At 61.2% G+C, this 19,281-nt stretch carries 10 protein-coding genes; 7 read left to right on the top strand and 3 right to left on the bottom strand.

What is annotated here, in order from left to right; translation table 11 throughout:
• Window positions 1–83: 83 nt before the first annotated feature.
• Complete coding sequence (locus tag Q0072_RS18080) at window positions 84–2,552, bottom strand: radical SAM protein (RefSeq protein ID WP_298332949.1); 2,469 nt, start codon at window positions 2,550–2,552, stop codon at window positions 84–86.
• 269 nt (window positions 2,553–2,821) lie between these two features.
• Between Q0072_RS18080 and Q0072_RS18075 the strand changes: the two genes are divergently transcribed.
• The 6 genes from Q0072_RS18075 to Q0072_RS18050 all read left to right on the top strand — a co-directional run bounded on the left by Q0072_RS18075 (window position 2,822) and on the right by Q0072_RS18050 (window position 14,296).
• Complete coding sequence (locus tag Q0072_RS18075) at window positions 2,822–3,358, top strand: tetratricopeptide repeat protein (protein ID WP_298332948.1); 537 nt, start codon at window positions 2,822–2,824, stop codon at window positions 3,356–3,358.
• 66 nt (window positions 3,359–3,424) lie between these two features.
• Complete coding sequence (asnB, locus tag Q0072_RS18070) at window positions 3,425–5,278, top strand: asparagine synthase (glutamine-hydrolyzing) (RefSeq protein WP_298332947.1); 1,854 nt, start codon at window positions 3,425–3,427, stop codon at window positions 5,276–5,278.
• A complete protein-coding gene (locus Q0072_RS18065) occupies window positions 5,275–7,536 on the top strand; it encodes a glycosyltransferase (protein ID WP_298332946.1) in 2,262 nt (753 codons plus the stop codon). Before asnB ends, Q0072_RS18065 begins: the two co-directional genes overlap by 4 nt.
• A gap of 20 nt (window positions 7,537–7,556) precedes the next feature.
• Window positions 7,557–11,030 (top strand): glycosyltransferase, encoded by a 3,474-nt coding sequence (locus Q0072_RS18060; protein WP_298332945.1) that lies wholly within the window; start codon window positions 7,557–7,559, stop codon window positions 11,028–11,030.
• A gap of 35 nt (window positions 11,031–11,065) precedes the next feature.
• Window positions 11,066–13,282 carry a hypothetical protein gene (locus Q0072_RS18055; RefSeq protein ID WP_298332944.1) on the top strand — a complete coding sequence of 739 codons (2,217 nt, stop codon included), beginning with the start codon at window positions 11,066–11,068 and terminating at the stop codon, window positions 13,280–13,282.
• A gap of 33 nt (window positions 13,283–13,315) precedes the next feature.
• Complete coding sequence (locus Q0072_RS18050) at window positions 13,316–14,296, top strand: GDP-mannose 4,6-dehydratase (RefSeq protein WP_298332943.1); 981 nt, start codon at window positions 13,316–13,318, stop codon at window positions 14,294–14,296.
• Here the strand turns inward: Q0072_RS18050 and Q0072_RS18045 are convergent.
• Together Q0072_RS18045 and Q0072_RS18040 are read right to left on the bottom strand one after the other, a co-directional pair.
• Window positions 14,284–16,002: a hypothetical protein gene (locus Q0072_RS18045; protein ID WP_298332942.1), complete on the bottom strand. Its 1,719-nt coding sequence runs from the start codon at window positions 16,000–16,002 to the stop codon at window positions 14,284–14,286. The two genes, Q0072_RS18050 and Q0072_RS18045, sit on opposite strands and share 13 nt — an antisense overlap.
• 35 nt (window positions 16,003–16,037) lie before the next feature.
• Entirely contained in the window at window positions 16,038–17,285 is a 1,248-nt protein-coding gene (locus Q0072_RS18040; protein WP_298332941.1) for a glycosyltransferase family 4 protein, read from the bottom strand.
• Between the two features lie 146 nt (window positions 17,286–17,431).
• Between Q0072_RS18040 and Q0072_RS18035 the strand changes: the two genes are divergently transcribed.
• Window positions 17,432–19,177, top strand: a complete 1,746-nt coding sequence (locus Q0072_RS18035) for a class I SAM-dependent methyltransferase (RefSeq protein ID WP_298332940.1) — start codon at window positions 17,432–17,434, stop codon at window positions 19,175–19,177.
• Window positions 19,178–19,281 lie beyond the last annotated feature (104 nt).

Here is a 19,281-nt window from a genome sequence, read left to right as displayed (position 1 = left end):
CCATACAATGGCATATCCCTTTGTACTTGCCCTCGTCAATCAGCTCACATTGGGACCTGATAGTACATACGAATTGAGCCCCCCTAACCTTCGTAATAGCTCTTCACGCAACCTGCACATTCGGGCAGTACGAATGGCTTAAGCTCATCGTGACGCAGTGACTGTCTCAGGCGCTGATAGCGGGCACCCAGCCATGTGTTCAGGAATTCGTCGGTGTCAGTGGCAAAGCCCAGCACTGTCCGCTGGGTACGACAGCACGCGTAAACCTCGCCATCCAGGCCGATTTCCACATATTGCAGCGGCGCCATGCAGCTATAGACCGCATGGGCTCCGTGCTTGTGGCTGGGAATTGGGTAGTTGGGATGAGCCGCATGTGGAATTTTGTAGAGATTGGCGTCAACCGTTTCGCGGTTGACGGTTGACTGACGCCGGACCCAATTCGGTTCGAAACGAATATCGGGTCCGTCGGGATGACGTTCCGCCCATTCGTGCAGAGCTTCAATCCAAGGCTTCAGTTCGTCGGCCGAGGGTTGCTCCTCGAACGAACCGATGATCGGGTCGTATTTACGGAAATTGACAGCCTCAACCCCAACCTCATAGGCCCATTCCAGAACCTCGATCATGACGGGCATGGTGCGCCGGGTGACGGTCGGGTTCACGCAGAGCTTGAGGCGCGAGGGGTCTCGACGGCGGGCCAGTTCGCGCACGCCGCGATCAACCTGTTCCCAGCGGCCGCGCAGGCGGACCTTGTCGAACAGGGGCCCGACGGCATCAATGGACATCCAGACCGTCCCCACCATGCCCGACAACAGGTTGATAACCCGGTCGGTCAGGAGGGTTGCGTTTGTCTGGAGCTTCAACACACAGTCATGATCACGGATCGTGGCCAGCACCTCCTCGAAATCCGGATGAAGTGATGGCTCGCCATAGCTGCTCAACTCCACCTCGGTCATGAAGGGCATGATGGTTTCCGCGACCTTGCGGAAGGCATCAATATCCATGAACCGGCGCGAAATCTTCTCATTGTCCAGCGACTTTTGGCTGCCGCAGATCTCGCATCGAAGGTTGCACTTGTTCGTGAGACCGATATTGCAATAGCGGGGCAGCTCAAAACGCTGACCATCCTTCACATACATGAAGGGCCGACCAGCCGGCTGATAGATCAGACCGCCATCGGACATCTGCTTATGTATCCGGTACCCAATCTGATAACGCCGGCCATTGCGGTTGGGATCGGTATTATCCGAACTGGACAGCCAGAAGGACGAACCCCAATGGCTGAAGCGGCCCCCACCCTGCTCACGGATCGCACTGTGCAGCGCTTCCGCGCCATTCATGAAACGGCCATCCTCGATCAGGAACAGTTCTGATTTCCGGCCCTCGCCGCTGGCGAGATGCGCAAGGGCCGGCACCTGCGCCTGCCAGGCAAAGCCCGATTCGGATGAAAAGGGTCGAGGTAGATCGACGACATAGATACCGTTTTCGAACGACAGCTTGTCGTAGGGGATGCGTTCCTTCTCCAGGTCTGGGAAGGTCAGGACATAGCTGCGCCCATTATCGTTGGGATCCGTACCATCCGAGGTGGAAATCCACAGCCGGCCCTGCCACAGGCTGAAGGCCCCCCCGCCCTGGGACCGAATATCGTCATGCAGGCTGTCGCCTGGTCCGAGGGGACGACCATTCTCCGTCAGACGGGCAAAGACACCATTGCGGCCTGGTGCCGCCGACCATGGCTCGAACTGGGGGACGTCCATAACCCAGGCTTTGCCACCATCCGCCTGGAACGCCGACGAAAGCTTATAGGGGACATCCATGGCCAGAATGGGTGCCGGCGGGCGTTCCGGCTTGCTCTGTTCCGGCTCTGGCAGCGCGATGACCGGCGCCGCCAGCTCGAATTCCAGCACATAGCGCCGCCGGTTCATGTTCGGATTGGTACTATCCGATGTCGAGAACCAGAGCGTGCAATCCTCATCCAGCCATGCCCGGCCACGTCCCAGACGACGCACCTCTTCCGGGGGGGCCAGGATGAAACCGTCACTCTTGTCATTCTCAAGCAGCCGGATTGATGCACGGTCGATCGGCAGACCGCCGACGAGCCCCTTCAAGTCAACCCGCCAGGCGAAGCCGCGGTCAAATACATAGGGACCGGACAAGGTTATAGACTGCGCGGTATTTGCGCCGTCACCACTGGCTTTGCCCGCAGAGAGCCGGATCACATAGGTGCGACCGTTGGTGCGCGGGTCCGTACCATCGGAGGAGGAGAACCATAATTGCCCGCCCCAATGGCTGAAACGCCCACCGCCGGCATTCCGGATGTCATCGTGTGACTGATTGCCTGGGCCGATCACGACGCCATTTTCAAGTAAGACGGACCCTGAAAGCGGAGCATCAAGCGAGGCACCCCACATCTCAAGATGAGGCAATGAGACAAGCCAGGCATAGCCGCCATCGGGCGCTCCAGCCTGGACATCGATCTCCACGTCACCACCTGCCCACCCCGCCATCGAACCGGCTTCGGGCAAAAAGGAGGGATTTGCCTCAAAATTTCGCATTGTGTCTAGCCCTCTGCATATTGTAGTTATAATATCGTTTAAGTTAAACGTCAGTCAACATTAGCGGCTCCCCCGCAGAGTGTAGCCAGGCGGAATCGACCCTGTCACATAGGGCTAATTCACAATCTGGTTATCAATTATAGTTTATGTCTGTTCGGCTGGGGGCGCAGCACTCCGCCGCTGAACTTCACTCAGGTGTCGGTAGCATGCTAGGCCACGTGCAAATGTCTTTTGGAAGTACGCAAGCCTCCGAGAGGTCTGAGCTGCAATTGCCAGACGACTGGGAGCAAAAAGGGGATTTTTTGGCGGCTGGGGGGCGTTTCGACCTCGCGGTTAACGCCTATGCGCAGGCGGTGTCCGTTGCCCGCAACCCCAACGCCGTGCGTGCCAAGATGGCGCGTGCCCACATGCTAGCGGGCAACCTGGTGACGGCGAGGGAGCTTTTCGAGGCGCAGTTGACGGAAAATCCAGGCGATCCATCTGTGCTGACCGGCTGTGCCGAGCTCGCCATCGCAATGGGCAATGACCCGGCTGCCACCACCTATCTGCAACAGGTGGCTTCTGGTCTGCGTGTGCAGCGTGATGGTCTGGCGGCTCGGTTGGCCGATATTTCCCTCTCACTGCTCTCACGCCAACCGGTGGCAGCCAACGAGATGGCGACTTTCCCGGCATTGCAGGAGCAGGATGCGGTGCTGATGGATATCAAGGACCGCAGCGCGATGTTGGCTTTGCTGCGTACACAGGCCATCACCATCAGTCAGTTGAAGGCGGCACTCGACCTGCTGACGGCGACCGGTCAGAATTGATAGTGCAGGCAGCGGGGAACTGACCGTTCAGGGCGGTTGGTACGCCATATGCGGGGGAATTAGGGGATGTGTGGCATAGCCGGCATCATCAATTTTGGTAACAAGGTGAGCCCCAAGCAGTTGGCCCAACTGGCTGGAGCAATGGCTGATCGGATGATCCATCGCGGCCCGGATGACGGGGGTGTTTGGGTTGACAAAACAGGCCATTGCGCCTTTTCCCATCGCCGTCTCAGCATCATCGACACTTCCTCGGGCGGCCATCAGCCGATGCATAGTGCAGATGGCCGCCTGTCCATCTGCTTCAATGGCGAACTTTACAGTTTTCAGGAAGTACGTGCGGAGCTTGAGGCCAAGGGGCATGTTTTCCGCACACAGTCGGATACAGAGGTCCTGTTGCAGGGTTTGCAGGCAGAAGGGCTTAATCTTCTGTCGCGCATCGATGCGATGTATGCGTTCGCCCTGTATGATCACAAGGATCGCAGCCTTGTCATCGCCCGTGACCCTTTCGGGGAAAAACCGCTTTATTACTGGACAGGTAATGGCCTGTTTGCCTTCGCTTCAGAGCTGCAGGCACTGACTGTTCTGCCTGGCTTTGATGCGACCATCGATCATGAAAGCATCGCGGGCTATCTGAGCTTTCAATATGTGCCCGGTACACGGTCCATTTATGGTTCCGTTCGCCGGTTGCCGCCGGGTTGCTATCTGCGTGTGTCCCCGACGGGCAGCATCGTGGTCGGTCGCCACTTTGCGTTCGAAACGGAACCGACTGGCCTTGCCCCCCGCTCCATTGATGATCTGGCCGAAGAGCTGGAGGAGATTCTTGTCCGATCGGTACGGCGCAAGCTGATCTCCGATGTGCCTCTTGGGGCTTTTTTGTCCGGCGGAGTCGACAGCACACTGGTTGCCGCCATCGCAACAAAGCGCCTGAACCGCAACCTCATGACTTTCTCCATCGGCTTCGAGAATACAGCGGAGTCCGAGCATGAGGATGCGCGGGAAATGGCCCGGATGCTGGGCACCGACCATCGCGACAAGATCATCGCGCCCGACATGCTGGCCCTGGGCGAGCAGGTCGGTGCCATGATGGACGAGCCGAACGGCGACAGTTCCTGCCTGCCCACCTATCTTCTCACACAGTTCGCGCGCGAACATGTCACCGTCGCCCTGTCCGGTGATGGCGGGGACGAGCTGTTCGGAGGCTATGGCCGCTATTTCTCCACCCTGCGCGAGGCACAGGAGAAGGCAGGCGATCCGGCATGGCAGCCGGGCGATGTCTATTTCTCCAACCGCATTCTGGTTTATGAAGACCGCGACGTGGAACGTCTGCTAGGTCCGATGCCAACCGGTAATGCCGCTTTGCTTCGCCATCTGCGGGACACGGTCAATCTGGCGGATAAGCCACTGCTCCACCGTCTGCGGGAAATGGATGCAGCCCACTATATGCCAGGGGCGGTTCTGCCCAAGGTCGACCGGATGAGCATGCGTAACAGCCTGGAAGTGCGGGCGCCCTTGCTGGGCATGGAGGTGGCGCGCTTCGCGGCCCGTCTTCATCCCGATGAATGCTACGCCAGTGGTCAAGGCAAGCTGATCTTGAAGCGTGTTGCCGAGCAGTTCGTGCCCCGTGCCTGGCTGGACCGGCCAAAACGCGGTTTCGGCTTGCCCATGTCACTCTGGGGCCGGGATGAGCTGCTGGCCCGCACCCGTAAGCTTTGTCTGTCCGCAGACGGCCAGTTGCAGAACTGGCTGCCGGTAGAGCGCATCGCCGCCTTCATGGACCATCAGACACAATCATATAGCGCCTATCAGATCTGGCTCTTGTTCATTCTTGAAAGCTGGTTGCGCACCCATCCTGCGCGCTCTCCGCCGCCGGCAAAGGCTCTCTCCCCATCCCGCAACCCCGTGCCGGTGCCTGCCAATTGACGCTCAACATTCGAGATTTTCTGTATCTGGATCTTGCCGGCTGTCAATCCCCGGCCGGGGTTGTGGTGTTCTGCAACGTCGATGATCTGTCATTCCTGACCGATTTGCCGAACCTGTCGACCTGTGTGGTTGGTGGCATGGGCGCTGGTGCCATGATGCCCCCCGCCACAGGCTTCGACATTGTCCCTTTCGACTGGATGCGAGATGAGGCCTGGGAAGAGGCGAAAGCCATTCAGCACCTGGTCTCTGGAGCGGCACATCCAGAGCTGGTCTTCCTGGCGCGCCCGGCGACCATTCCGGCGACGGCCGTAAATTATCTCACGCAGTTCGGTTACACGGTTTTCAGCGCTCTTGGCGCCAACTCGCTGGTCGATGTTCCCTGCAACCCCACTCGCGCGGCACGGCAGGCCCGCGTTCAGCAGGCATTGCTTGCCTATTGCGAGCAGATGCTGGACACGCGGGGCACCAGCCTCGGTACAGCCGGCACTTTCTATTTTGAAAGCGGATATTGTTACCGTGTTTTGTGCCAAGATATCGCCGGGCTGGGTGATGATTGCGACGATGGCGGCCGGTCGCGCTTGGTATTGTTTGAGGATAAACGGCCCCTGGGGGTCGCCCACTCAAATCACGGGATGATCCGTAGTCTGGGGCGGGGCCTCTATTCCCATTGGCGACATGAGGTTTTCTTCTCCTGTTCCGACAATACGAGCCCCAACACCAATGGACGCCGGTATGCCTTTCTGGAGATCGGGGCCCGTCCGGACAATATGGAACGGCGTCTGGCCCGTATGGTCGGGCTCAAACTTAGTACGGCCCAGGCGGACCTTGATCTCGCCCTGTTGAAGGAAGGGGATGGCAGCAAACCGCCCCCGCCCCAGCTTCGCCATGCCGGCCGTAGCTTCGCCGCTTGGCGCGAACAGCATGGTACGCAAACCTATGTGCCCGATGCAGACCAACGCCGGGTCACATTGATGATCGGCTATCTGGGTCCGGGGGGCGCTGAACGGCAGATCTGCAATCTGGCGCGGGGAATGAAGGCAGCGGGCTATGCGCCTGAGTTGCTGACCATTGCACCCTTGTCGGATGAAGGCCGCCATTACGCGGATAATCTGCTGTCCGGTGCCGATATTCCAATCGACAGTCTGGGGGATGGCAAGTCGGTTCAGTTGCCGCAGGGTCCCCTCAGCCCGACTTTGGCGGCAGCGTCCAGCATCTTGCGACGCTTGCCGGAGGAGATCAGGGTCGGGGTGCTGGAGGCAACCATGCGCCTGCAGGTCAGCCGCCCCATCGCTGTGGTCTGTTATCTCGACATGATCAATATCGTTGGCGGTTTGGCGGCACTGCTGGCAGGGGTGCCGCATATCCTGCTCAGTGGCCGCAATGTCAATCCGACCTTCTTCCCCAACCTGCACCGCCCCTGGTTCAGAGAAATCTATCAATGGCTGATTTCCAGTGACCGCGTGGTGCTGACAGCCAATGCCGAGGCTGGTGCCGAATCCTACGCGTGTTGGCTGGGCATCCCGACCAAGCAGGTGAAGGTTATCGTCAATGGTATTGCCGTCGATGATTTACCGCCGCCGACCTTGGTACAGCGGGTAGAGACGCGGCTGCGGCTGGGGGTTGGTTCCTCCTCCCCCTTGATTGCCGGTGTCTTCCGGTTGGCCCAGGAAAAGGAACCATTGCTGTTTGTCGATGTCATTGCCCGGCTGCGGCAGCGTTTTCCCCAGCTCAAGGCGGTGGTGGCTGGGATCGGTCCCCTGGAAGGGGCTATGACTGCCCGCATCCAGATGCATGGGATTGAGGATGCAATCCAGTTGCTGGGCCGCTGCAATGACGTGCATGTTCTGCTTGGCGCAGCCGACCTGTTGTTACACACGGCCAAGGCAGAAGGGTTGCCGAACGTCATCATGGAAGCCCAGTGGCAAGGTACTGCGGTCGTCTGCACCAATGCTGGTGGCACGCGGTCGGCGCTGGCGCCCTGCCTGCTGCCCTACATGCATGCAATCGGCGATATCGATGCCCTTACCAAATCCTGCATCGAATTGCTGGCCGACAGTTCAAAGCGTCTGACGCTGGCCAGCCGTGCCCAACGCGAAGTACATGAGCGCTTCACTGTGGGAAATCTGGTCCGTAACACCCTGTCAGCCCTGGGGCTGCCGCCGAAAGGGAATATGCTGCCGGTACAGGGGGCCTCGAAGCCAGCCCCCCTCGGGCGGGCGGCCCCGAATGCAGCATCCAAAGCTTTGTCTAATCGTTGATTCGTGGGATTCGGTCTGTCATGAGCGATGTTCAAATGGGAAATCGATCCCCGCACAGCGAACAGACCGTGTTTGTTCCATGGCATCAGATCACCTGCCCTACGGCGGAACACCAGGTATTGTATAGCTTCGGCGAACGTCGGGAAGCGGCGGCAATGCCTGTCTTCCGCGTGCTTTCGCCGGCAGGGCTGCGTTTCAGCGTACAATGCGTGACAGGCGTGACCGGTTTCTCGCTGCAGGTGGAAACGCCGCCTGGTGTCAGCTTTGACCTGTCCTTGGATCTGAGCCGTTTCGATCTGTCCGGTCCGGACATGGTGGAATACCCAGTCCTGTCCAGCCAGGCGCAAACCAGCACGGATGGCGGCGTACAGGTCGTCGAGTTTAATATTCCCCCCAACGGTGTGCGCGAACCCGGCCTTTACAGCGCTTCGCTGCGGATCCTCGGCGGGATGGCGGCCGATATACGCGTCTGGGGCAGCCTGATCGGTCAGGGCTTGCCGGTGGCACAGGTCGAGCGCCTCGCCGCACACCACCGCGAACCGCTTTTCGGCCTGGAATGGTGCGAGAGTGGGGCCCGATTCCGGCAATCGACGGAGAAGTTCTTTCCGTTACCCGAAGACCGCGCGGTTCTGCCCATCCACCGCCACTCCACAGTCAGTTTCAGCTTCGAGGCGCCAGCGGCAAGTCTGGCAAAGCTGCAGGTAGGCATCGCCCCGCGTATAGGGCGTGGCACCTTGCCGTTACAGATGGAGCTGTTTGACGAGAATGGCGAGCTTCTGGCTCTGCGCGCCATCCGGCCCCTGCCGGTTCCAGAAACCCGCTATGCCGAGTTCGATCTGGAAGGATTCACCTTCCGGCCCGGCACCCGCTACCGGGTGCTCCTGACTTCGCCCACCACGAGTGCGACGAGCTGTAATGCCGTGGTGGTCAACCGCACGGCTCTGCCGGAACACCGGCCGCGACCGGAAATCCTGCTGGAAGCTATCGACCCTCTGCTTCCCCGGTATGTTGAGCGGTCGGCCAGCCTGTCGTCGGTAGGCGCCGACATAAGGCTGGCAGTGGCCCTGGTCGTCCCGCAGGACCATCCTTATCCGGCCCGGCTGCTGGAAATGGTTCGCCGCGCCTTGCCCGGTATTGATCTGCGTTGCCTGACCTTTACAGGCGACTGGGGCGGGCTGCTGGCCGAATTGCTGCGCAAGGATGTCGTGCTGTTGGCGGATGTGTCGCCGGCGCCCGGGGCACCCACCCGTCTTCATGATGAGGTCATGGGGCTGCTGCATGCCAGTCTGGTCACAACCATCTTTTTGGACACACAGGACCAGGTGGCATCGCTGCCATCGGATGGGTTGATTGCCGACAGCCCGCTATCCAACCGCGTCTCCGCCCTACGGCAAACTGCACGCCGCTGCCACCAGATCGCCCGCCCCCTGCCCAACGGCACGCTGTCCTGTGGGGATAGCCCATTGACAGCGACTGGCCTGCCCGGCCTGCGACAGGATCATCTGCGGCAGGTGCTGCCCCACATTGCCGTCGTCACCGTTCTTTACCAGAAGGCGGCAACGGTTGAGCAGTTCCTGGATTGTCTGAACAGCCAATCCTATGGGGGCCGCATCAGTGTGGTGCTGGTCGATGATGCATCCACGGATGATGGTGCCAGCAGGGTGGAGAACTGGGCAGCCCGTCACCGCCGCTCACGCCTGTCCGTGACCTTGATCCGGCAGACGGTCAACCAAGGCAATTGTGCAGCCCGCAATATCGGGATCGCGGCTGTTCATGCCGACGCTTATGTCGTGATCGACTGCGATTGCCTGCTCAATGGCGACTTCCTGGCCGCCCATGCGCTGGAGCTCAGCCATCCCGACGTGGATGTCGTTGTCGGACCGCTGAACATCGAATCCCACGGGCGAGCTCCCGAACAACTGATCGCACAGTTACAAGGTGATGCGGCGTTGCTGAAGGCTGAAATGGCCATGCAGGACCGCACGCAACTGGACGGCTTCGTCAACTGCATCACCCGCAACATGTCGGTGCGGGCGACTTTGCTGCGGCAGGTCGATCGTGGCAGCGGACCTTTCGATCTTGACCTCAGCTACAGTGCCCGCCCCGGTTCGGGGTTCGGGTGGGAAGATGTGGACCTGGGATACCGGCTGCATCAGGCCGGGGCGCGGGTCAAATTCACGACCGCCGCCATCTCGGTTCACATGTCGCACCCGTCCAGCATTGACGAGGCTGCCAAGTCGCGTGGCCTGATGCGCAACTTCAACCTGTTGATGGACAAGCATCCCGATCTGCCGCTGGTCGCACGCCGCTGGGCGGTCGCAACGGCGAAGGAAATCATGGCCGGCGCCGTCCGGGCCCGTCAGGATGCCGCCCATGATTATCACCGCCTGCGCCAGCGTTTCGCCGCTGCCATTGCGGCGCCTGCCATCTCGCAGAATACGGCCCGCCCGCTGCGCATTCTCAGCTACCGTTGGCATTGCGGCCACCAGTATGAGCTGTACAAGCTGCCGCATGAATTCACGCTGGTGCGCGGCCTCGGCCCTGGCATGACCGACGCCTGGAGTTACGATCAGCGGCCGCTTCGGTCCAACGTCAATTTCATCGATGCGGCCGACATCAAGGAGTCGCGCTATGATCTTGCGATCCTGCATTTCGATGAGAATAGCCTGAACCCGGCCCTGGGCGCCGGTGTCCTTCCTCTGGATTGGGGGCGGTCCTTCCGCTGGTTCCTGGACAATATCAAGTTGCCCAAGGTCGCCATCTGTCACGGAACCGTTCCCTTTGTCGGGCAGTATAATGTTGCCCGTGGCCCCATTGCCCGGTTCGAACTGATGGAGGCGGAACGGCAGGCCGTGGTCGACAAGATGCGCGCCCATGATGTGGAGGTGGTGGTCAATGCCCATGCCGCCCAGGGGGAATGGGGTTTCCACCGCTCACGCGTCATATGGCATGGGTTCGATCCCCAGGAGTACCGCCAGACGACACGCCGCCGCGATGTTCTGGCTCTTGGCGCCTCCATGTGGGAAAGGCCGCATTATCGTGGTGCCTTCGAACATGAGCAGGTGTTACGGCATCTGCCACCCGGCATTGTCGTGGAAACGGCGTCGAATGAAGACGGGGGGCTGTGGGCGCGGGGTACCAACGACTATGCTTGGTCCCGTTTCCGTTCCTATGCGGCCCGGATTGCTGAGTTCACGGCCTACCTGGATACTAGCCGACGTTCCCCCATGCCGCGGTCGCGGGGTGAGGCAATGTTGAGCGGCGTGGTACCGGTCGGCCTGGAAAGTGACGATCTGTCGCTGTTCATCCATCATGGCGTCAATGGTTTCATCGGGGACCAACCTGAAGAACTGGCCGAATATCTTGCCTTCCTGTGCCGTAACGGGGCTGCTGCCGCGCGCATTGGCACGAAGGCACGGCAGACCGCATTGGACCTGTTCAATCATGACCGCTATCTGGCGGCATGGTCCTCACTTCTGGCTCAATATTCCTGATATCGGCTTGCCGCGTCGTTACCGTGAAACAAGGAATGGCTATGCGCAGTATCCACGTCTTCGCCTCCGAACCCCCGTTGGATGCCGGAACCGGTGTCACGGTTATGGGCAGCCGTGGGCGCCAGATTCTGGAATATCTCACTGGCATCGGTCTTGATGTTACGACCAGCCTGCTGACGGGGCCCGGGCTGGAACATCAGGTGCCGGCGTTGCGTTCGCGCCGACATGATGCGGCCGTCTGGCTGTCACCCGCACATATGGCATTGCCACCCTACATTTTCCCCAACCTCCTCCGTGTCGGCGATCTGGCTTCCATCCGGGACCGCGAGGAAGCCGACCGGGTGGCCGAAGCCTTCCGGGGGACAGGTCATGCAGCGGGCCTGACGCTTGACCTGTCGCATGGCGCCCTCATGCCCATTGTCCTGCCGACCGGCGCCGGCGCCATCAATTTGCCGGCGGACTGTCCTGCCCCATTGCGTGTGCATCGTGTACCGCAACATCGGGACGTGCTGATCCTTGGGGATCTGTCGCGGCTGACCCATGCGCAGGATGCCATCAATGGCCTTGTTGACCGTCTGCTCGCTATCGGGGCAACCGTGCGGCTGGCGCACATGGCCATCAGTGCCGACCAGCCCCCCCCACCCTATCTGCCGGGTTGCGGCGGCGAGGTAACGGCCATTCTCTCCCTTGCGGACCTGACCACGATACTGGCATCCGCCACCCTTGTCGTTGATCCGTTCCCTATGCTGGGCGAGCCGGTATTAGCGACCGCTCTTCGTCACGCCATCTGCGCCCGCAACCATATCCCGCTGATGAACTGGCTGGGGGCTGGCGACACTGAAACCATTGTCACGGCGCTGGCCACGGATGCGGGACGTTTTGTGCCCGTGCTGCATGACCATGATTGGGCCGCTGGCCTGCAGGCGGCGTTGGCACCAGCTATGCGAGGCGTCAATGGCCGCAGGGCCGGAGCTGGTCGCTCTGTCACTGTCGTGGTGGGGGCCGCCAAGGGGCGCGATCATATCGCGCATCTGCTGCCGCTACTTTCAAGCTTGGTCGACAGTGGGGACCTGTCAGGTTACAGCCTGATCGAAGAACAGGCTGATGATGGATCGCCGGTTCTCTCCCATCATGGGCTGGGTGGCATGCCATCCGATGCCGACATGGTGCTGGTCTGCGGTGATCCGCGGTGGGCCATGGTAGAAGCCGTCCGTCTGGCTGTGCGGTCGCCCCTGGTTTATGTCGACAGCCTTGATTTCCTGAAGGCGCCGTTGGCAAGGCTGATCGCTTCCGGCGGGCTGTTCTGTACCCCTAATCCGGGGATATGTTCCGCCTTGGCTTCGCGGCTTGGCGTAGGACGCAGTTGGACCGTGCCGCCGACCGTACAATTGCCGATGCAGCCGTCCGCGCGCCATGGTGCTGCGGCGGCTCTGGTCATCAATGCGCGGGATGGTCTCGCTCTCGGGGCGGCCAAGGGCCCTGTTCTTTCCGCGATCAGCCGCGCCGTGTCGCATCTGAAGATCCCGCTCCTGTGGTTCGGGCAGCCCGATGCAGACTTCTTCGCCCATGTCGGCAACGTTCGGCAGCAGGCGGATGCCGATGGCTTGGCTCTCATGCGTCTCGCCATGAGTGGAGAACGTGTGATCCCCCTGGGGTTGGCCGCCCTGGATGCCATGGCTGGCACCGATGCCGATATGGCACTGTTCGGTGCCTGTGGGCATCCTGGTGTCTATTCCGCGTCGCCTGCGCACGTCCTGGGAAGCTTGCCCGCAGGTCTCCTTGTCGACAATGACGAGCATGCCTGGTTCGAGGCGATTACCACACTTGCGGCGGACGGCGGGGTCCAAGGGTTCGATCCGGTGGCGATCCGCTTGGAACGCGAGATCGGGCAGCTTGCGCAACGGGCGATACTGCCTCTCCTGACGGCACTGCCGGTTGATGCGCCGGTCTCCCTGCGGGAGCTTCTGTCCTTTCATAAGATGTTCAAGGAGACGGCCCACGAACCCCAGTTCGACGAAGAGGCTTATCTGGAGCTTTACCCCGACGTCCGCGAGGCCGTCCTGGCCGGGGTCGTACCGGATGGCTATTGCCACTATGTCCTGTTTGGCCGTAACGAAGGCCGATCCGGCAGTTTCACCAACAAACCCGGCTCCTCCCTGCATGATGTGATCGAACACGAAATGCGAACCTGCCGCCTGCAGCTTGTGGAGACACAGCGTTTGCTGGACCGGTTGCGCCGGGTGTCGGCCTGATCGAAGTTGCCGCTGGCATAAGTGGATATGGACATGGTCAAGTTAGTGACGGGTGTGGCGGGATTTATCGGCTTTTCCGTCGCCCAGGCCCTCCTGGACGCTGGTGAAACCGTCATCGGCATCGACATCGTTAATGACTATTATGATGTTGCGCTGAAGGAAGCGAGGCTTCGGCGGCTGGAGGCTCGTCCGAACTTCGTTTTCTACCGCCGTGATATTGCCGATATCGGGCTTGTCGATTTCATCACCCGCCAGCATCCCGATATCACGGAGATCATCCATCTGGCAGCACAGGCGGGCGTGCGCTATTCGCTGATCAATCCCTATGCCTATGTGCAATCCAACCTGCAAGGCCAGGTGGTGATGCTGGAACTGGCCCGTGCGCTTCCGGGCCTGCGCAATTTTGTTTATGCCAGCTCATCCTCCGTCTATGGCGCCAACAAGGAAACACCGTTCTCTGTCGACCATGCGGTCAACCGGCCTATCTCGCTTTATGCCGCAACCAAGCGCGCGGATGAGCTGATGACATATACCTACAGCCATCTGTTTAAGATTCCGGCTGTGGGTCTGCGTTTCTTCACCGTCTATGGTCCCTGGGGGCGCCCGGACATGGCGGTTTATCTTTTCACAGACGCCATCCTGGCCGGCCGTCCCATCGACGTGTTCAATGATGGGCAGATGTGGCGCGACTTCACCTTCATCGACGATATCGTCGCCGGCATCTGCGCGGCCAGCCGGCGGGTCCCACCGGCCGATACGGACGGGGTTCCGCATGTGGTCTACAATCTGGGCAATCACCGCCCTGAAAAGCTGACGGACATGATCGCCATCATCGAGCAGGCGCTGGGGCAGAAGGCACAGATCAACTACCGCCCTTTGCAGCCGGGGGATGTGACCAGTACCTGCGCTGATATCGACAGCAGCCGGCGCGACCTGGGATATGAACCCACCATCAGCCTGGCCGATGGCTTACCCCGGTTCGTGGCTTGGTTCAGAGATTTTTACGGCCGTTGAGGGTTTCGGCGGGACTTGCGCGAACCCGGCAATCGGCTTTTAGGGGCCTGTGTGCCCCCGTCCGCGGACAAGGAATGGCTATCCTTTGCGATCATTTCGCGGACATACTGCCCCAGCGGGTCACCTTCAGGGACAAAGGCACTGAGCAGTGCCAGCGCGCCTTCCGCATCGCGATCCAGGCGCCATTTCAACTCTGCCAGAACAGTCGCTGTCTCCGGTGTTCTGGCATGACCTGACGCCTGCATGCGCTCACGCCACTTTTCGACTGCTGCACGGTCGTCAGGTCGATGCTTCAGCAGCATCCGAACCAGATTGACCTGCGCGATATGATGTTCCTGTTCTGCGGCGGCTGTGAACAGGGTGATGGCGCGGTCGGGGTCTTCGGGCACTTCCCGGCCCGCTGCATAGGCATGGGCCATGCGGTACTGGCCCGACGCACTGCCCAGCTCGGCAGCGGCATTATAGAAAACCATCGCGGCCGACCGGTCCTGTGGCACACCGATACCGTTATAGAGGAAGGCCCCGTAATTGTAGGTGGCGTCGGGATGTCGCTGCTCGGCTGCCTTCAGCAGATGCTGCGCCGCCAAGGCCTGGTTGACGGGCACACCCTTGCCCAGCAGATGGCATAGGCCCAGTTGGAATCGGGCTTCAGGGTCCTCATCCGCCACCTGCTCAAACAAGGTGATGGCCCGGTCATGGTCGACCAGCACGCCCTGACCGGTCTGGTGCGCCTTGGCCAAGGCGGTCGTGGCCCGCGCATACCCAGCATCGGACGCGGTCACGTACCAGAGGATGGCTTCCGCTTGATTGGCGATCACTGCCTTACCGGTGGCATGAAGATCGGCCAACAGCACCATGCTTTCCGTGTCGCCCTTGACGGCACCGCGGCGCAACCAGGTCTCGGCCTGCCCCATATCCACAGGCTCTCCCCCCAGGCCACGCAGATAGATCAGGCCCAGAAGGCGGATGGCACCCGTGATGCCGCCATCCGCCGCACGACGCAGCCAGCGTTGCGCCTCCTTCGGGTCCGCCACAACACCGGTTCCCTGCAGGAGACACACACCAAGATGGTAGAAGGCCGTCTTGTTCCCTTGATCCGCCGCCTTCCGGTAAAGCTCGAAGGCATCCTCCGGCCCCTGGCCGGGCACTTCACCAGCACTGATCAGCCCTGCCAGCCCGATCATGGCGGCAGTACTGCCCTGATCCAGGGCTCGGCCATACCAATCAATGGCCCCAACCACGTCACGTGCCGCCTCATCCTCTTCACGGCTCAAAAGCCAGGCCAGAAGAACTTGTGCGTCCACATACCCCTGTTCGGCTGCCATCTTCGCCCAATGGCGGGCTTTGCTTCTATCCTTGACGAAGGCGGTAGAAGGCTTGCCTTGCCGTAAATTCGTTTCCGGTATGCCCATCGCATAAGCAGCCGCCAGCCGGGCCTGTGCCAGGGGGCGTCCCGCAAGGGCGGCCTGCTCATACCAGCGCAACGCCGCAGCCGGATCGGGTAGCGTGCCCTGTCCGTGCCAAAGGGCCTCCGCCAGCGCCAATTGGCAATCCGCATCGCCCGCCCGGGCCGCTTCGTGCCAGATTGCCACGGCCTTGGACAGCTTTCCGCGGGTAGCCGCCCGACAACCCTGCTGATGCGGGGTGCCGAACACTTGGTTGAGCAACCGAGGCCAGACAGGAGGCGATACAGAAGAGGGTGTCATTGATAGGGTTCCAGGCAGCAGGGCCAGCTTCTGATCTATCCTGTCGGCGAAGCATACGGAAGCCCGAACTCCCGCTGCAGCATGGTAAGCCAGGCCGGCAATACCGCCCGGTTAAAGTCATAATGGTCGATGACGGTCTGCCGGGCATTATGACGCATCGCCTGACGCTGACCGGGCGGCATATCCAACGCCATCCCCAGGCCCGCTGCGACCGCAACCGGGTCATGGAACGGGACCAGGATGCCGTTGCGGCCCTGTTCCACCACTTCCCTGACGGGGGCCGTATCGGACGCAACAAGGCTGACCCCGCAGGCCATGGCCTCCAGCATCGACCAACTGAGGACGAACGGATAGGTCAGATAAACATGGGCCGATGACAGGCGCATCAGATTGATGAAATCCGCATGCGGGATGGTGCCAAGGAAATGGACGCGGTCCAACGGCAGTTGATCGCCCAGTTCGGCCAGCATCTTCGCCCGCCAGGTGCCTCCATCCGGCGGGGGGGTGCCGTAAGAAACCCCATCGCCGCCGGCAATCACCAGCCGCAGATCGGGGCGGCTGCGTAACAGATGGACGGCGGCCCGCATCATGATGGGAAAGCCGCGATAGGGTTCCAGATCGCGGGCGATATAGGTGACCAGCGGCATGCCCGGTTCCAGACGCCGCCCATCCGGCAGGATCAGGGGCTGGGAGGGACCGGGGCTGGCGGTTTGCGTATCAATCCCATCATGGATCACAGACAGTTTGGGGTGCAGGAACGATGGATGCAGGTCGTGCTGCCAGCGGGTGGGGCTGACCCCCCGGTCAATGGCTGCCATACCCAACAGATGATGGGCATTCAGGCTGCGGACCCGGGCCAGCATATCCAGATTGACCGGCCCCGGCGGATCGAACCCGACATCCACCCCGACCCCGTGATAATAAAACTCGCAATAGCCGATGATGGGTACGTCCGGCCACAGATCCTTCAGATAGAGCAGCTCGCCCCAGCCATTATGGCCGATCACCAGATTGGGCCTGTAGCCGGTTTGGGACAGCCGCACACAGGCGGCCAGCACAGCCTGGCCCCGCCAGATGGCCTGATCCGACTTGATCAGATAGGGGTGCGGGCGGTTATCAGCAGAGACATCCACGCTATAGCGATGCAGGGTCACACCCGCCAGCTCGCGCACGGGATCGCTGGCCATCGCATCGACCTGAACCCCCGGCAGACGGGCCAGATACGGGGCCAAATGCAGGAACTGCCCGGGGAACTGGTTGTGTAGAAACAGTACCTTGTACATGTGTGTCCATTCACATCCGGCGCTGGCGCGCAAGGTGGCGCACATAAGGGGAGGCCACAAGACACAATTGGTTTGCACCGTCAGACTATGCCCATATGCTGCCCATCCCATTTATGACTGCCTTTATGTGAAGCGGGAGTAGACCCTTGCAGTTCATCTGGCCTGATAAGACCAGCGAAGCCATCGCCGGAACCTGCCCGGTCTGCGCCGATGCCGGCCCGCATGCGCCGGTCCTGCTGCTGCCCGCGGTCGGGCCCGGCGGGGCAGATTGGCAGATCGTGGAATGCCCGAACTGCGCCTCCCGCTTCTCCACCGACCGCGCCGGTGCCGATTACCGGGGGGACGAGGCACCCGATACCACCTTCGTCCATTACTATATGGAACAGGGGGCGGGCCTGCGTTCCATGCTGGAACCGCTGGGTTTCATGGAGCCGGGCCAGGGCCGGATGCTGGAGATCGGGGGTGGCTTCGGCTTTCCCAGCGATTATGTCCAGACCGTGCTGGGCTGGACCGCCAAGGGCTATGATCCGTCGGGCATGGCCGTGCTGGGCCGGGACTATCTGGGCCTGGATATCACCCGCGATTACTGGACCACCGACACCCCCCTGACAGAGCCGTTCGACGTTGCCTATGCGTCGGAGGTGATCGAGCATATTCCCGAACCGGCCCCCTTCCTGGCCGCCATGCGTCATGCCGTGGGGGACAAGGGTATCGTCGCCCTGACCACCCCCAATGGCGCCGCCCTTAATCCCGGCACGACGCCGGGCATGCTGATCCCCATTGCCAGTCCGGGCCTGCATCTGACCCTGTTCAGCGCCAAGGGGCTGGAGATGGCGCTGAATGAAGCAGGGTTCGCCAATGTACGGGTGGAGGTGCACGGCACCACCCTGCGCGCCCTGGCCGCCAACACCTCCCTGCCGCCGCTGCGCAATCTGGATGATGAACGCTATATAGACTATCTGCGCCGGCGCATCGCGACATCGGACATGGTGGCGCCCCTGCTGTCGGGCCTGCGGTACCGGCTTTTGAAGGAGCTGGTAAATGCCGGGCGTAATGATGAGGCCCTGGCGCTTTATGCAGAAATAGCGGTTTCCATGCGTCTGCGCTTCGGCATCGATATCGAAAAGCCGGAAGGGTTACAGGTTCCGGATGCCGGGATTGATGGACGGGGATGGTTGGCCCTGCTGCCGGGAAACATCACGGGCCTGCTGTATTTCCGTGCCGTCCTGGCCAATAATGCAGAGGCTGATGCACGGGCTGCCGCCCTTTATGCGGGACAGGCTGCCTTGATCGGGGCCTCGCTGCGGCGTGCGATCCGTCCCCAGGGTATCGAGGATGGCGAGACGGAGCTGCTGTCCATGGCGGCCATCCGGCTGCATCTCGCGGCATCCATTGGCATCGGGGGCAATGCCGCACCGCTGCTGACAATGATCGAACGGGGAGGCGACGACGGTTTGCTGTTGCCCCTCTCGTTCAGAAGGCAGTTGCGCCAGGCGGTCATTGACGATCTGCGGGCGACACGGCATCCCAACATCCTGTGGCAGGGTCTGCTGCCCCAGGAACCGGAGACGCTGGACGAACTGACCTTGCTGCGCCGCATCATTCAGGAGGGCATCCCGCCTTCCATCCCCCCCGCCTTCGCCGCAATCGAAGCGGCAGAGGATACGGCTACAGTGCGCGCTGCCTTCTGGTCGATCTGGACCACCCCGCGCGCGGATGAGGCACCGGCGACGATCAGCCATGCCCGAAAGTTGACACTGATTCGGCTTGTTCTGCTTGGCGCGCATGGCGAGGCAGGGCTGTTATTCACTGCCTGGGGAGATCCATCCCTCGCTGAGGATGCCTCCGTGGCAACCGCGCTGTCCATCGTTGCCGCAGCAACCCAAGCCTGAGCGCCGGTTTTACCATGGCCCGTCAAGGTCATAGTCCATACGACATATGTGCTGCGCCTGCTAAGCGCATTGCCCATTCAGGCCGAGAATGCTACAACTTGAAA

Origin of the sequence: Asticcacaulis sp., from assembly GCF_027484505.1 — a bacterium.
Lineage (GTDB): Bacteria > Pseudomonadota > Alphaproteobacteria > Caulobacterales > Caulobacteraceae > Asticcacaulis.
This window is presented reverse-complemented; position numbering and strand designations above follow the sequence as displayed.